12 protein-coding genes and 1 tRNA gene are annotated in these 14,389 nt (G+C 51.9%); 8 read left to right on the forward strand and 5 right to left on the reverse strand.

Annotated elements, in window-relative coordinates:
* Positions 1-2 precede the first annotated feature (2 nt).
* The gene (locus tag HQ393_RS00890) at positions 3-827 is read right to left on the reverse strand and encodes a fused MFS/spermidine synthase (RefSeq protein ID WP_179356996.1); all 825 of its coding nucleotides are present in this window, start codon (positions 825-827) and stop codon (positions 3-5) included.
* Positions 828-903: 76 nt separating this feature from the next.
* Here HQ393_RS00890 and HQ393_RS00895 point away from each other — a divergent pair, with 76 nt between their 5' ends.
* Both HQ393_RS00895 and murI read left to right on the forward strand, forming a co-directional pair.
* Positions 904-2,550, forward strand: a complete 1,647-nt coding sequence (locus HQ393_RS00895; protein ID WP_179356997.1) for a SulP family inorganic anion transporter — start codon at positions 904-906, stop codon at positions 2,548-2,550.
* A 157-nt stretch (positions 2,551-2,707) separates the two neighbouring features.
* Positions 2,708-3,517 carry a glutamate racemase gene (murI, locus tag HQ393_RS00900; protein ID WP_179356998.1) on the forward strand — a complete coding sequence of 270 codons (810 nt, stop codon included), beginning with the start codon at positions 2,708-2,710 and terminating at the stop codon, positions 3,515-3,517.
* A 78-nt stretch (positions 3,518-3,595) separates the two neighbouring features.
* Here murI and HQ393_RS00905 read toward each other — a convergent pair whose 3' ends face one another.
* Complete coding sequence (locus tag HQ393_RS00905; RefSeq protein WP_179356999.1) at positions 3,596-3,799, reverse strand: hypothetical protein; 204 nt, start codon at positions 3,797-3,799, stop codon at positions 3,596-3,598.
* 158 nt (positions 3,800-3,957) lie between these two features.
* On the opposite strand from HQ393_RS00905, the gene HQ393_RS00910 reads away from it, so the two are divergent.
* From HQ393_RS00910 to HQ393_RS00930, 5 genes are all read left to right on the forward strand, one after another.
* A complete protein-coding gene (locus HQ393_RS00910; RefSeq protein ID WP_179357000.1) occupies positions 3,958-4,335 on the forward strand; it encodes a CidA/LrgA family protein in 378 nt (125 codons plus the stop codon).
* Positions 4,332-5,063, forward strand: a complete 732-nt coding sequence (locus HQ393_RS00915; protein ID WP_179357001.1) for an LrgB family protein — start codon at positions 4,332-4,334, stop codon at positions 5,061-5,063. The genes HQ393_RS00910 and HQ393_RS00915 overlap by 4 nt, the downstream gene beginning before the upstream one ends.
* Positions 5,064-5,140: 77 nt before the next feature.
* The gene (locus HQ393_RS00920) at positions 5,141-5,536 is read left to right on the forward strand and encodes a hypothetical protein (protein WP_179357002.1); all 396 of its coding nucleotides are present in this window, start codon (positions 5,141-5,143) and stop codon (positions 5,534-5,536) included.
* A 213-nt stretch (positions 5,537-5,749) separates the two neighbouring features.
* Positions 5,750-6,172, forward strand: coding sequence for a DUF411 domain-containing protein (locus HQ393_RS00925; RefSeq protein ID WP_246307923.1), 423 nt, complete (start codon positions 5,750-5,752; stop codon positions 6,170-6,172).
* Positions 6,173-6,289: 117 nt separating this feature from the next.
* A complete protein-coding gene (locus tag HQ393_RS00930) occupies positions 6,290-7,804 on the forward strand; it encodes a multicopper oxidase family protein (RefSeq protein ID WP_179357003.1) in 1,515 nt (504 codons plus the stop codon).
* Between the two features lie 592 nt (positions 7,805-8,396).
* Here the strand turns inward: HQ393_RS00930 and HQ393_RS00935 are convergent.
* Positions 8,397-8,481: transfer RNA gene (locus tag HQ393_RS00935), tRNA-Leu, on the reverse strand.
* A gap of 180 nt (positions 8,482-8,661) precedes the next feature.
* Here HQ393_RS00935 and HQ393_RS00940 point away from each other — a divergent pair.
* The gene (locus HQ393_RS00940; protein ID WP_179357004.1) at positions 8,662-9,165 is read left to right on the forward strand and encodes a hypothetical protein; all 504 of its coding nucleotides are present in this window, start codon (positions 8,662-8,664) and stop codon (positions 9,163-9,165) included.
* Positions 9,166-9,314: 149 nt separating this feature from the next.
* Here HQ393_RS00940 and purL read toward each other — a convergent pair whose 3' ends face one another.
* Together purL and HQ393_RS00950 are read right to left on the reverse strand one after the other, a co-directional pair.
* A complete protein-coding gene (gene purL, locus HQ393_RS00945; RefSeq protein ID WP_179357005.1) occupies positions 9,315-13,277 on the reverse strand; it encodes a phosphoribosylformylglycinamidine synthase in 3,963 nt (1,320 codons plus the stop codon).
* Between the two features lie 229 nt (positions 13,278-13,506).
* Positions 13,507-14,385 carry a helix-turn-helix domain-containing protein gene (locus HQ393_RS00950; protein WP_179357006.1) on the reverse strand — a complete coding sequence of 293 codons (879 nt, stop codon included), beginning with the start codon at positions 14,383-14,385 and terminating at the stop codon, positions 13,507-13,509.
* Positions 14,386-14,389 lie beyond the last annotated feature (4 nt).

Raw genomic sequence — 14,389 nt, forward strand, 5'->3', positions numbered from 1 at the left:
CTTTAGGGCTTACGTTTTGGGGTGAGGGGTTCAAGGCCATCTGCCGCTTGCATCGCGCGCGTGAGTCGTTGGCCTAAGGCGGGCAAATCGACGCTGTGCTGGCTGGCTAATTGACGGCAGCGTTGCTGTAATAAACGCGGCGCAGGCAGTCGAGATTGATTAAAACCATAGACGATTCGATTGGCGCAGCCATCGGCACCGATGGCGATCGCTGCGCCGTCAAAAATCGTGCGGATGCGTGAATAATAACTCTCAAAACGCTTATCGCTGCCCCACAAATTCACCACCAAAATGCCAGCGGGGCTCAATTGTGCGCGGCATTGATCGAAAAACACCGTGCTAGCCAGATCTTCTGGCATCCCTTGTGGGCCGTAGGCGTCGATCAACAGCGTATCAAACTGCGTTGTGGTGCGTGCTAGCCAGTGTGCGCCATCGGCGCATTGAATCCGCAGGCGCGGGCTGGTGCTGGGGATTAAAAAATGAGGGCCCAGATCAATGACACGCTGATCGATCTCGGCCACTTCAATCTGGCTCTCGGGCAAATAATGGTGGCAGTATTTCGCCAACGAACCTCCGCCCAAACCTATCATGCCAATCTTATGGGTATATTCTTGCATTAAACAAAAACCGAGCATTGCACGCGTATACCCGAGGATTAATTCATTGGGTTGCGTGCGCTTCATCCGGCTTTGCACCGTCGCTAGATCAAACATGAGCGAGACTTCATCGCCTTCGTCGTAAACAAAAGGTTTACCGGTTTCGGTTTCGGCGAGCATCGCGGCGAAGGTGTCGGCAAAGCTGGTGTGAATGTTGTTACTGGAAGTCACGCAAAACCCTAGTTTGGTCAATGTTATATCTGATAGGGGGTCTAAACTGAATCAGTTCCCCTGTCGAGTCAAAGAAATGATCGCCGTTTTGGAAGCCCAGCGTGCAGGATTATTCAAGCGCCAACACATCTTACCCAATTTAATCGCTGGGGTGGTGGTTGGTGTGGTGGCCTTACCGCTGGCGATGGCGTTTGCAATCGCCAGTGGCGCCAAGCCAGAACAGGGGATTTATACCGCACTGATTGCTGGTTTGGTCGTTGGTTTATGCGGCGGGTCGCGCGTGCAAATCGCGGGGCCGACCGGCGCTTTTATCGTGATTCTGGCCGCGATTACCGCGCAACACGGCATTGTGGGGCTGGAAATTGCCACGATGATGGCGGGCGTGATTTTGCTACTGATGGGGGTGGCCAAGCTCGGTGGCGTGATCAAATTTATCCCTGCACCGGTCATTGTTGGGTTTACCGCTGGGATAGGCGTGATTATCTGGCTGGGGCAATGGCCAGCTTTTTTTGGTCTACCTACGCCTACTGCGACGCATTTTCATGAAAAGCTCTGGGTCTTGTTGCAGTCTTTGACGCATCTGCATTGGGCGACGACGGCGCTGGCGGCGTTGGGTTTGGCGGTGCTGCTGATTACGCCCAAAGTGAAATACCTCAATCGCCTGCCGGCGCCATTGATTGCGATGTTGCTAGTGACGCTCATTCAATATTTCGCTCAGTTTGCGGGCGTGAAAACGATAGGCTCGGCCTTTGGCGGTATTCCACAAGGCTTGCCCGCTTTTGCGTGGCCTGAAATTACGCTGGCGCGTTTAATTGAATTAATTGGCCCTGCATTTACCATCGCCATGTTGGGGGCGATTGAGTCGCTCCTTTCGGCCGTGGTGGCTGATGGTATGGCAGGGACGCGACACGACTCAAATCAAGAGCTGATCGGGCAGGGCTTGGCCAATATGGTGATCCCCCTGTTTGGCGGTTTTGCCGCGACGGGGGCGATTGCACGCACGGCGACGAATATCCGCAATGGCGGTAATAGCCCATTGGCTTCGGTGATTCATTCAGTCACTTTATTGCTGATCTTGCTCTTTCTGGCGCCTTTGGCTGCGCATATTCCGCTGGCGGTGCTGGCGGCCATTTTATTTATCGTGGCGTGGAATATGAGTGAGGTGAAGCATTTTTTCTATATGCTCACCCATGCGCCGCGTGCCGATGTGGCCATTTTGCTGATTACGTTTTTTCTTACGGTGTTTGCGGATTTGGTGGTGGCCGTCAATATCGGCGTGATTCTGGCGACGATGCATTTCTTGCGGCGAATGTCGATGTCGGTCGAGGTTGCGCCGCAAGATGAAAAAACCTTGGCGATGGATTTACTCAGCCAAGGCTTGATGAAATTGCCCACCGGGGTGCTGGTGTATTCGATCGAAGGGCCATTTTTCTTTGGTGCGGTAGAAAACTTCCAGCGCGTGCTGCACGACACGCATACCGACCCGAAAGTGCTGATTATTCGCTTACTGCGCGTACCCTTTATGGATATGACCGGGCTGCAAACGCTAGATGAAGTGGTTGCCAGCTTGCAAGAGCGGGGGGTGGTGGTGATCTTGTGCGAGGCCAACGAGATGGTTAGTACCAAATTAGCTCGCTCGGGCGTCGTCGAGACCTTGAAAGCTGAAAATCTGCTGCCGACTTTTGCGGCCGCCATTTGCCGAGCGGATGCGGTTTGCCAATAAGCGAGCTGCTTTGCCTGCTGCGTTCAGTCAAATGTTTAGTCAAATCAAATAATCAGAAATAAATCAGGTTTTGGCATGGCTTGGGCGGCTCTCACCCTATCAGCGCTGCGGCGCGCAAGGTAGAATTGCGTTTTGCTTTAAGAAGTCCTCGGCGCATATGCAATCATCTCTTCCTTCTCATCCGATTGGTGTTTTTGATTCTGGCGTTGGTGGCCTCACGGTGGTGCGTGCCTTGATGGACAGACTGCCGTTTGAAAATATCATCTATTTCGGCGATACGGCGCGCGTACCTTATGGCGTAAAGTCCGTTGCAACGATTGAGCATTACACCCAGCAAATCGCTGACTTTCTGCAGCAACAACAAGTCAAAATGTTGATTATTGCCTGCAATACCATGGCGGCAGTGGCGGCAGATAAAGTGCGAGCCAGCGCCAAGGTGCCGGTGCTGGATGTTATCGAAGCGGGCGCGAAAAACGCGGTAGCGCAAACCAAAACCGGCGGGATAGGTGTAATCGGTACGCCAACAACGATTAACTCAAACGCCTACGCCCGCGCGATTCATCAGCTCAATCCTGCTTCGCGTGTCTACTCACAAGCTTGCCCATTATTTGTGCCGCTGGTCGAAGAGGGCTGGCTCGATCATGCGGTGACGCGTCTAACCGCGCAGGAATATTTAAAGCCTGTGTTTGTCGAGTCGATTGATACGCTGGTGCTGGGTTGCACGCATTACCCGCTGATCAAGCCATTGCTGCTTGATGTGTGTGGTAATCGTATGCAGCTGGTGGATTCGGCTTTATCGATTGCCGATCAAACGGCCGATATTTTGCAAAGCAGCGGTTTGGCCAATCCGGCGCATACGATGCCCGAATATCGTTTTGTCGTAACCGATCTGCCGGTCAAATTCCAAACCATTGGTGAGCGTTTCCTGGGGCGTAGCTTAGGTAAAATTGAACTAACCCAGCTCTAAACACCTAAAAGCGCCAAAAATACCAAAGCCCGATAAAAACATCGGGCTTTGCTTTGCGTACAATATGCGAATTGGTTTTCAGGCGACGTGGCGGCGCGATTGTTGGCGGTCAAACAAAATGCATTCGATAGCCTCACGCATTGAGTGCGCTTTAAAGACTGAAAAAGCACTGGGTTTTTGCGTGATCAATTCGTGCAACCCTTTTTCTAGGGTTTCTAGGTCGCGATCTGGCAGCTCATACAGCCAGTCATAAGGTGCGGCACCGTAGCTTGGTCGATTCATGATAAAACCTCTTTCATTCCTATGTCATTGCTATTCAAAATTAAAGCAAGATGTGCCTGATGTGAAGCTGATATAGACAAAAGGTAATACCAGTTGATTGTTGTAAGTATTTGTTTGGCTGGTGTTTTATACGCTGCATCCACGCAGGGAGTTTGACCATGTTATATGGTGCAACAGTGATTTTTATTGCGCTCTTTGCCGGTGAGGCACTGGTGAGGTTGGCGCATATTCCGATTCCCGGCCCGGTGTTGGGTATGCTGTTATTGACCTTGCTGGCGCTGTTTCGGCGTGGCATTGACCGACGAGTGGCGCATTTTTCGACGAGCTTACTGCGCTATCTGGCGCTGCTGTTTATCCCTGCAGGAGTCGGATTGATGACCTTGGGCGATAAAATCAGTCAGCATGGCATTGCCTTATTGCTGACGATCGTCTTCTCGACCTTGATTACCATGGGGGTGACGGGTTTGTTGCTGCAATATCTACTCAAACGAAAAGCGCTGCAAGCCCAAGCCGAGACTCAAAAGGAGTTGCCATGAGTCTCAATTGGGCCCAGATCTGGATGCAAATTAATGATATTCCGGCGATCTGGCTGGCGGTAACGCTGGCGGCTTTTGCGGTGAGTGATGCGATCCATATTCGGGCATACAATTTTCCACTGTTGCATCCGGTGCTCATCAGCGTGTTGATGATTATTGCCCTACTCAATCTCACTGGGGTTAGCTATCAAACTTATTTTGACGGCGCGTATCCGATTCACCTGCTGCTTGGCCCTGCGACGGTGGCTTTGGCTGTGCCCTTGTATGCCAATTTGCAGCGCATTCGCGATTATATCGGGCCATTATTGATAGCATTGGGGGTTGGCTCGGTGGTGGGGATTTTTGCCGGATTGCTGATTGGGCATCTGTTGGGGCTTTCTCCGCTTAGCTTGATTTCCATTGCGCCCAAATCAGTGACGACGCCGATTGCGATGGCGCTGGCGCAACATGCGGGCGGTAATGTGTCGTTGGCTGCGGGTGTGGTGATTTTAACGGGCATTTGCGGCGCCATTTTAGCGACGCCACTGTTTCAATTGCTGCGCATTAAAGATGAAGTTGCCCAAGGCTTTGCGATGGGCATGGGCGCGCATGGGGTGGGAACTTCGCGCGCGATTCAGATGTCCGAAACGACAGGTGCTTTTGCCGGCTTGGCAATGGGCTTAAATGGGATATTGACTTCGCTGATCTTGCCCTTGATGCTCAGCATTTGGTTTTATTTTTTCTCATGAGTTACAAATTACTTCACCGAGTAGGGCTGTGAATTGAGCACTGTACAGTTCAGAAATAAAGCAGGTAAGCTGGCGGCATGAAACCACTGCGCGCCATTTTGCTGATCTTGATGTGTATCGCCATACCGTTTAACGCGGCGTTTGCCCAGTTGCAACTTGGCACACAGCAAGGCACTGTGCCGCCCGTGGCACAAGCCGATTGCCACTCTACGCCTCAGCATCAGGTTCGCAATGCTTGCTCGGAGCCACATCTACACCACGGCTTATTTCAGCAAAGCCAGCTGCATATGCATAGTGACCTTAGTAAGCCCGATTGCATTAAAGCTTGTCAGGCCATGCCGACTTCGGTCATTTTTAGCAGTACTGCGATTATTTCCACCCCATTTCATGCCGTCTTGACGGCTCCTGCTGTGATTGCGTTCAGTAGCCTGAGCATTTCTCCGCTCGAAGACCCTCCGCGTTTTACCGCCTAAATACCCCTGTTTCTCCCCGTTTGAATTTGACCTGCTGGGCAGGGGTGCGACCAAAACATTTAGCCTCTGCGGTGTTGGTTGGCGCTTTGCCGCCAGCGCATCGCGACGTTAATGTTCGCCGTGCCCGCCTAGCGGCAGATTGCGCGCTTGAGGATTGTTTCTTCAGTCTTTGCTCAAGCTGCGTCTACAGTGAATTTATCTCTAGGAATGAAAATGAAAAAATGGCTTGCAGTATTCATGATGGCTTTTGTGGCTTCGCCTAGTTGGGCTGCAGTTGCGGCGACTTTATATAAAGACCCCAATTGCGGTTGTTGCGAAGAATATGTGAAATATCTCAATGCTCATGGCTTTGCGGTGAAAGCGGTGAACTCCAGCAATATGAGTGCGATTAAACAGCAATATGGCTCGGATAAGCTAGCCAGTTGCCACACGATGCGTGTTGGTCAGTACACGGTAGAAGGGCATGTACCTGTGGCGGCGATTCAGAAAATGCTCAAAGCGCAGCCCAAGATCACAGGCATTAGCGTGCCGGGTATGCCCGCCAATTCACCGGGGATGGGGCCAGAAGTCAAAGGAACGTTGAAAGTTTATGTATTAAACCAAAGCGAGAAACCGCAGCTGTTTTCGATTGAGTAAAGGGTATGTGCGTTTAGATATTTAATACTCTAATTTTGAGTTAAATACAGTGGGTGGGTATGTGTGGCGGTCTGCGTTACAGTGGCCGCGAAGTACCCAGCTCCAGAGGACAAAATAATGAATCGTCGACATTTTTTACTCAATGCGTCTGCCTTGGGTTTTAGTAGCATGCTGGCGCCCTTGGCGTGGGCTGAAGGTGAGCATGCTGATCATATGATGCATATGAATCACGGCGGTGGCGCCAGTGATGGGATGGCGGGTTTAAAAGTCGTGCCCGACATGCCCTTATTGCCAGAAACGGCGTTGCCAGCAGGGCGGCCGCATCGCGCGCTGGCGCGCTTGGCAAATACGGCCAAACAGCGTGGCGTGGTGAAGGCGACCCTCACCGCCGCAGCGCACGATGTTGAACTAGTAGCAGGTCAAACCACGCCGATGTGGCTGTATAACGGTCAAGTGCCCGGCCCGCTGATCGAGGCCTTCGAGGGTGATCGGGTTGAAATCCGTTTTATCAATCAGCTGGCGCAGCCGTCAACCATCCACTGGCACGGCATGCCTGTGCCGCCTGATCAGGATGGCAACCCGCAAGATGCGGTGCCTGCGGGGGGCGAGCGGCTTTATCAATTTACGCTGCCCAAAGGTAGCGCGGGTACGTATTGGTATCACCCGCATCCGCATGGTGACACGCCCGAGCAAGTGTATCGCGGTTTGGCTGGCTTATTTATTGTGCGGGCCAAAGATGACCCGCTATTGAGCTTTAGCGAGCAGCATTGGGTGATTTCCGATTTGAAACTCGATGCTGAAGCGAAAATCCCCGATAACACCGCCAACGACTGGATGAATGGGCGCGAGGGGCAATTTGTACTGATTAACGGCCAGCATCAGCCTGTGATGAATATTTTGGGGCGACAACGTATTCGGATTTGGAATGCCTGCAGCGCGCGCTATTTGCGTCTGGCGATCCCTGGCCAGAAATTGACTTTGGTGGGCACCGACGGCGGCTTATTAGAAAAGCCAGAAATCGTGCCCGAAGTGCTGTTGGTGCCTGGGCAAAGGGTGGAAATATTGCTGGGTGACGGTAAAGCCCAGCATGCCGAGTTGAAAGCGCTGATTTATGATCGGCAAAAAATGGGGCGGGTTGCCCCCGAAGTGGAGCGTACCCTCGCTAAACTGCAATTTAATACCGGTGCAGTACCCAATACGCCGAAATTGCTGCGAAAAATCAGCGATCCGGGCAAGGCGACTGCGCTGAAAAAAGTTGAATTTAGCGAAACCATGAGCATGGAAAACGGCCAACATACGATGTCGTTTATGGTCAATGGCAAGATCTACGACATGGATCGTGTGGACTTGATCAGCAAGGCCGGTGAGGTGGAAATTTGGCAGATTTTCAATAACTCACACATGGATCACCCTTTCCATTTGCATGGCACGCAATTTATCGTGCTCGATAGCGAACTGGAAGGAAAACGCCAAAATGCGCCATATCGCGCGTTGCACGACACAGTGAATTTGCGCCCGTATGAGACTTTACGCATCAAAGTGGTACAGCATGATAAAGGTCTGCGGATGTTCCATTGCCATATTTTGGAGCATGAAGGGCAGGGCATGATGGCGCAGGTGAAGGTTATATAAATGATGGCAGAGCAATTGAGATGTTTAGTCGCAATTGCTCTGTTCATATTGATGGGTATATTGCTGAGTATATTTAATTTAAATAGATCTTGGCTTATACCTCTATGCGAAGAGGTGTTGTAGCTCCATTGGGCAGAATGGGTCTATAGCGGCTAGGACAGAAATATATAGCCTTGCAAATGTAAGATTTACAAGGTTTATCGTACTTCTTGGGACCTGTGGGAGGGCGCGGACGCATCACGGCTAAGGTGTGGCTGTTTTTTCAGGGCTCTACTGGCTTTGGGGATAAGCTGAAATTAAATGCGCCTTGTTTCTCTCTGATTTTTCTAATTCGAGTCTCGTGTTGGGACTGATTTTGTGCTCAAGATAAATTGCGAATTTACACGTTCAGTTATCTGGGGGGGGGCTTGGTTGTTTTGTCCAAATTAAGAATTTGAAAATTTCTACTTATGGTTCTTTTTGGGGGCTATGTTCAAGATAACGAAGGTAGTTCGCGGTGGCTTTTTGCGGGAAAGACAAAATGAAAAAAGCCCCTAAAACCTAGTAAATACGTGGCTTTAGGGGCTTTTCTACTTGTCCTGCAAAATACTTGTGGTGCGCAACACGAGACTCGAACTCGCACGCCTTGCGGCACAGCGACCTCAACGCTGCGTGTCTACCAATTCCACCAATCGCGCACTAATCTGAATTGCTAATGAGGTATGCAATTCATGAGGTGGCGAATATTAACGAATATTATCGAGCTTGTCTAGCCTTGTTTGAAAAATAACGTTTTGTCGTGATCAGACTTGATGCACGTTAAAAGCGCAGTCACACTCTCGCTATAGACTGTATGACAACTTACTTTGGAGGTCGTAATGAGCACTAAAGCCCGTTTCGTGGTGAACGCCCGAGCTAGTAGTAAATTGCCTGAAGCTTTGCGTAGCAATGATGGTATTCGCCAGGCTTTGAAAGCTGCGGATGAATATTTCCCATTGCTGTTGATTTTGGATGATCAACAACTCGAATTGCTCAAGCAATGCTCTAAAACACTGGCGAGCCATTTGGTGCCAGGCAGCGTGGTTGATGTGTCTTTGCAGTTTGCTGACCTGTGCGAGGTTTCCAGCGAATTATTCAAAGAAGTAAAAGATGTTCGCAAAAAAGTGAAGGGCATCGTCAGCGATCACGAAGAAGAGTTGGAAAGCGATCACGTAGGTGCACTGCAGTATGTCAGCGAATTCCGCTCTGAAATGGGCCCAGCGCTGGCTAAATCGATTGTATTGCGCCGCTTTGCCAATCGCGTCGATGCGGTATTGTTGGCACAGATTCAATATTCGGCTGAGAACGTCGAAATCGAGTTGCACATTACTGAAGAGCAATAATCCAGTTTGATGAGGCCTCCACGCGCAGAGCAGGGCTTTCCCGCGATGCAGGAATGTTGGCGGCGTAAAGCATCAAGGGGCTTCAATTTATTAAGCCACCAGAAAAAAGCCCCGATTCAATCGGGGCTTTTTCTTTGGGGTATTGCTGCTTAGCCTAGGAAAGCTCTGGCGTTGCGGAACATACGCATCCATGCGCCATCTTCTTCCCAATCGCTTGGGTGCCAGCTGTTTTGCACGGTGCGGAATACGCGCTCTGGGTGCGGCATCATGATGCTAAAGCGACCGTCTGCCGTGGTCACGCCAGCGATGGCTTCTGGGCTACCGTTTGGATTCAGCGGATAGGCTTGCGTTGGCTTGCCGTGGCTGTCTACATAGCGCATTGCCACCAGTGCTTTGCTGATGTCGCCTTGCTGGCTAAAGTTCGCAAAACCTTCACCATGGCTCACTACAACCGGCATTTGGCTACCGGCCATGCCGTTGAAGAACAATGATGGCGATTTTGGCACTTCAACCGTCACAAAGCGCGCTTCAAACTGCTCACTCTGATTGCGAGTGAATTTTGGCCAGTGCTCTGCCCCCGGGATGATGCCAGACAAGTTAGCCATCATCTGGCAACCATTACACACGCCCAAACCGAAAGTATCGGTGCGGTTGAAGAAGGCTTCAAACTGCGCACGTGCTGAGGCATTAAACAGAATCGATTTCGCCCAGCCTTCGCCTGCGCCCAATACGTCGCCGTACGAGAAGCCACCACAAGCAGCCAGACCCATAAAGTCGGCCAATTGGACGCGGCCAGCGATCACGTCGCTCATGTGCACGTCGACCGCGCTAAAGCCTGCGCGGTTGAATGCTGCGCCCATTTCGATATGACCGTTAACGCCTTGCTCACGCAATACCGCAACGCGTGGTTTAACGCCTTTGGCGATGTAAGGCGCAGCGATGTCGTCGGATGGATTGAACGTGAGTTTAGCAAACAAACCTTTGTCGTTTTTGTCGCTAATGCGCGCGTATTCAGCGTCAGCGCATTCAGGGTTGTCGCGCAGGCGCTGGATTTGCCAGCTGGTTTTGCTCCAGGCCTGTTGCAGGCTGACACGTTGTTCGTCAAGCAGCATGCGATTGCGCTTTTTGATTTTCAGCTTGTCGTCGTTATTGGTGGTACCAATCACATGCAATTCACCCGCCAAATGGGCATGCATAAATGCGGCGATCACAGCCGCTGTGTCGCTGCGACGAACTTGCAAGACCGCGCCCAACTCTTCGTTGAACAATACGCCCATCACGCGACCATTTTCAGCGCGCGCCACGTCTTCTGGCGTGATTTCATCTTGCTGGCGTTGACGCACGCGGCGGTCAATACACAGCTCGTCGATTTCCAATGTCACGCCGCAATGGCTGGCGAACATCATTTCAGTAATGGTCGCGAGCAAACCACCGTCAGAGCGGTCATGGTAAGCCAGCAATTTGCCATCCGCATTGAGCTTTTGTACGGTCGCGAAGAACGACTTCAGGTGATCCACGCTCACTACATCCGGCGCCCAATTACCGATTTCCCCGTGAACTTGTGCCAGCGCAGAGCCGCCAAGACGGCATTTGCCCGTGCCCAAATCGATCAAGATCAGGTCGGTGTCGATGCCTGTTACGAGTTGTGGCGTAAGCGTTTTGGTAACGTCTGTAACTGGCGCAAAACCAGAAATAATAAGTGACAGCGGTGCCACAACGGATTTGTCGCCATCTTGATCTTTCCAGACCGTTTTCATCGACAGCGAATCTTTACCGACTGGAATCGAAACACCCAATTCACGGCATAGATCAAGGCCTACGGCTTTGACGGTGTCGTACAGATTCGCGTCTTCACCGGGGTGGCCCGCAGGTGCCATCCAGTTGGCAGAGAGCTTCACATCGCCCAATTTAGCAATCGGTGCAGCGGCCAAGTTGGTGAGTGCTTCACCCACGGCCATGCGACCAGAAGCAGGGGCAGAAATCAATGCCAGAGGGGTACGTTCACCCATCGCCATTGCTTCGCCTTGTAGCGTGTTATACCCCATGGTAGTAACCGCAACGTCGGCTACCGGAATTTGCCATGGGCCAACCATTTGATCGCGAGCGGTGTAGCCGCCAACGGTACGATCGCCGATGTTAATCAAGAATGATTTATCGGCCACTGAAGGCAATTGCAATACTTTATACAGCGATTCTTTCAAGTCGAGCGCTGACGAATCAAAAACCTTGAGTTCTGGTTTGATGCGTGTCACGTCGCGCGTCATTTTTGGAGGCTTGCCGAGCAATACATCCATCGGCATATCCACTGGCTTATTGCCAAAGTGTGGATCTTCCACGGTCAGGTGACGCTCGTCGGTGGTATGGCCGATCACGGCAAATGGGCAACGCTCACGCTCGCAAATGGCTTCGAAAGTCAGCAAGTCATTCGGGTGAATGCCGAGCACATAACGCTCTTGCGATTCATTAGACCAGATTTCTTTCGGCGCCATGCCGCGCTCTTCGATATTTACTTTGCGCAAGTTAAATACCGCGCCCATGCCTGCGTCGTTCACCAACTCTGGGAAGGCGTTCGAAATGCCGCCTGCGCCCACGTCGTGAATCGATTGGATTGGGTTTTTATCGCCCAGCTGCCAGCAGCGATCGATCACTTCCTGACAACGACGTTCCATTTCTGGGTTGCCGCGCTGTACTGAGTCAAAGTCCAGATCCGCTGCGTTCGAGCCGGTATCCATCGAAGATGCTGCGCCGCCGCCCATCCCGATCAGCATGCCTGGGCCGCCGAGTTGAATCAGCAATGAGCCATCAGGCAAGCCGTTTTTGGTCACGTGCGCGTCGTTGATATTGCCCAAGCCGCCCGCGATCATGATCGGTTTGTGGTAGCCACGACGCTCGCCGTTCACGTCCAATTCAAACGTACGGAAATAGCCAGCCAAGTTTGGACGGCCAAATTCATTATTAAATGCCGCCGCGCCAATCGGGCCTTCGATCATGATATCGAGCGCCGAAGCGATGCGGTCTGGCTTGCCGTAGGCTGGGCTTTCCCAGTCTTGCACGTAGCCTGGCAAATTCAGATTAGAAACGGTAAAGCCACAGAGGCCGGCTTTCGGTTTTGAACCACGGCCCGTTGCACCTTCGTCACGAATCTCGCCGCCCGAGCCGGTTGCTGCGCCTGGGAATGGAGAAATTGCCGTTGGGTGATTGTGCGTTTCCACTTTCATCAGAATGTGGGTTTTTTGTTTTTCGAACGTGTATTCCGCGCCATGGCTAGCAGGGAAGAAACGCTCGATTTCTGCGCCTTCGATCACCGACGAGTTGTCCGAATACGCGACCACCGTGCCTTCAGGTGCGGCTTTATGCGTTTCGCGGATCATGCCAAACAAGCTGTAGTCTTGCGCTTGGCCATCGATGATGAAGTTGGCGTTAAAGATTTTGTGACGGCAATGCTCAGAGTTAGCTTGAGCGAACATCGTCAATTCAACGTCGGTTGGGTTACGACCGAGTTTGTTGAAGTTTTCAACCAGATATTCAATTTCGTCGCTCGACAGGGCCAGACCATATTCGATATTGGCTTGTTCCAGCGCCGCTTGACCGCCGCCGAGGATGTCGACCGATTTGAGCTCAGTAGGCTCAAAGTGTCGGAATAATTCATTGCCTGCCGCCAAGCCATCGAACACTTGCTCGGTCATACGGTCATGGATCAGTGGCAACAGAATGTTTTTTTCTGCGGTAGAGAGTGTCGCGCCATCGGCTTTGGTGGCGTACACGGCCATGCCGCGTTCAATGCGAGCGATTTTGCCGTCGAGGCCACAGTGCAATGCGATATCGCTGGCTTTCGATGACCATGGCGAGATAGTGCCCAAACGTGGCAAGACCAGAATCGGTGTGCCTACGGCCAATTGAGCCTGGGCTGGTTCGCCGTAGCTCAAAATGCGCTCAAGTACCGCTGTATCGTCTGCCGATAAGCTGGCGAGCTCGGCAGCTAATTCGGCGAAGTGCCAATACTCAGCGTAGAGGTTGACAGTCAGACCTTGCGCGGCGAGCGCAGATGCTAATTTTTCAATCCGGAACGGCGAGAGCGCGGTACCGCCGCGTAGTTGGAGCACATTGGCCATGTCTTTGGAACCCAGAATTGTGGCAATAAGTACGTAATCATACCGAAAAATGGCGGACTCTAGGAGAAAGAAAGTGACTTTGCATGGCCAAAAGTAGGGGGTAAAGCGCTCGCTCTTGCACGAAGCTTCCTCGTATCTGGCGAGGGTGATGGGCTAGGAAATGAGGATAGTGCCAAGAATAGCGCTGCTTGTTTGTGGGTATATCGATGTAAGCTCTTTAATTATTGGTCTACATGGATATACCTGTACTCAATTGGCTTGGGTTGCGCTGTTTGGCTTGCCGGCGAAATGCGCTGGGCGTTTGGCCTTGTCGCTCGCTAAACTGTTGATAAAAATGACTAATGCAGGGGTAGCCGCTTTGGCTGGCAATCCAGTCGATGCCACGATCCGTTGTTAGCAATAAATTGCTGGCATGGGCGATGCGCAGTCGAGCGAGTTCTTGGCTAAAGCTCGATTGCATTTGCTGGGCAAAAAGGCGCTTTAAGGTGGTGGCGCTGCAATTGGCGATCTGGGCGAGCTCATGCAGCGAAATGGGCTGCAAATAATGAGTTTGCAAATGGGTCATGGCTTTGATCAGGCGTCGATCAGGGTCGATTTGTGTCACTTCGCCAGCAATAAATCGGGCGGCGATGTCTTTTTCCAACTCAGCCAGAATATCGAGTAGGGCAGTCAGCCGCCGTAGGCCGTGTAATTCATGCAGTTTGGCCAGACGCGGCGCGACATATTGTGTGCAACTCGGGCTAAAAATAACGCCTTGCCGAATTTGGCCTAGCCATTGGCATAAATGTCGTAGCTCGGGCATGCCGTGCTCGGCCAGTGAGACCAGCCAGTCGAGGCGAAAAAGCACCACCTGTAATTCAATCGCTTGGCCATCACTGCGCGATGGCGCTTGCCAGCTGTGCGGTTGATTGGGCGCGACCAGCGCTAGATCACATTCGGAAAATTGTTCGACATCGCTACCGATGTGTCGTTGACCATTGGCGCCGAGCGTGAGGGTGAGCTCGTACTCAGGATGAAAGTGAAAACTGAACGGAATATGCTCGGCAATATGATGGTTGAGTCGCCATGCGTGCCCTTGCGAATTGCCTATCCATTCCCTTATCAGCATTGCG

The organism is Chitinibacter bivalviorum, from assembly GCF_013403565.1.
Lineage (GTDB): Bacteria > Pseudomonadota > Gammaproteobacteria > Burkholderiales > Chitinibacteraceae > Chitinibacter > Chitinibacter bivalviorum.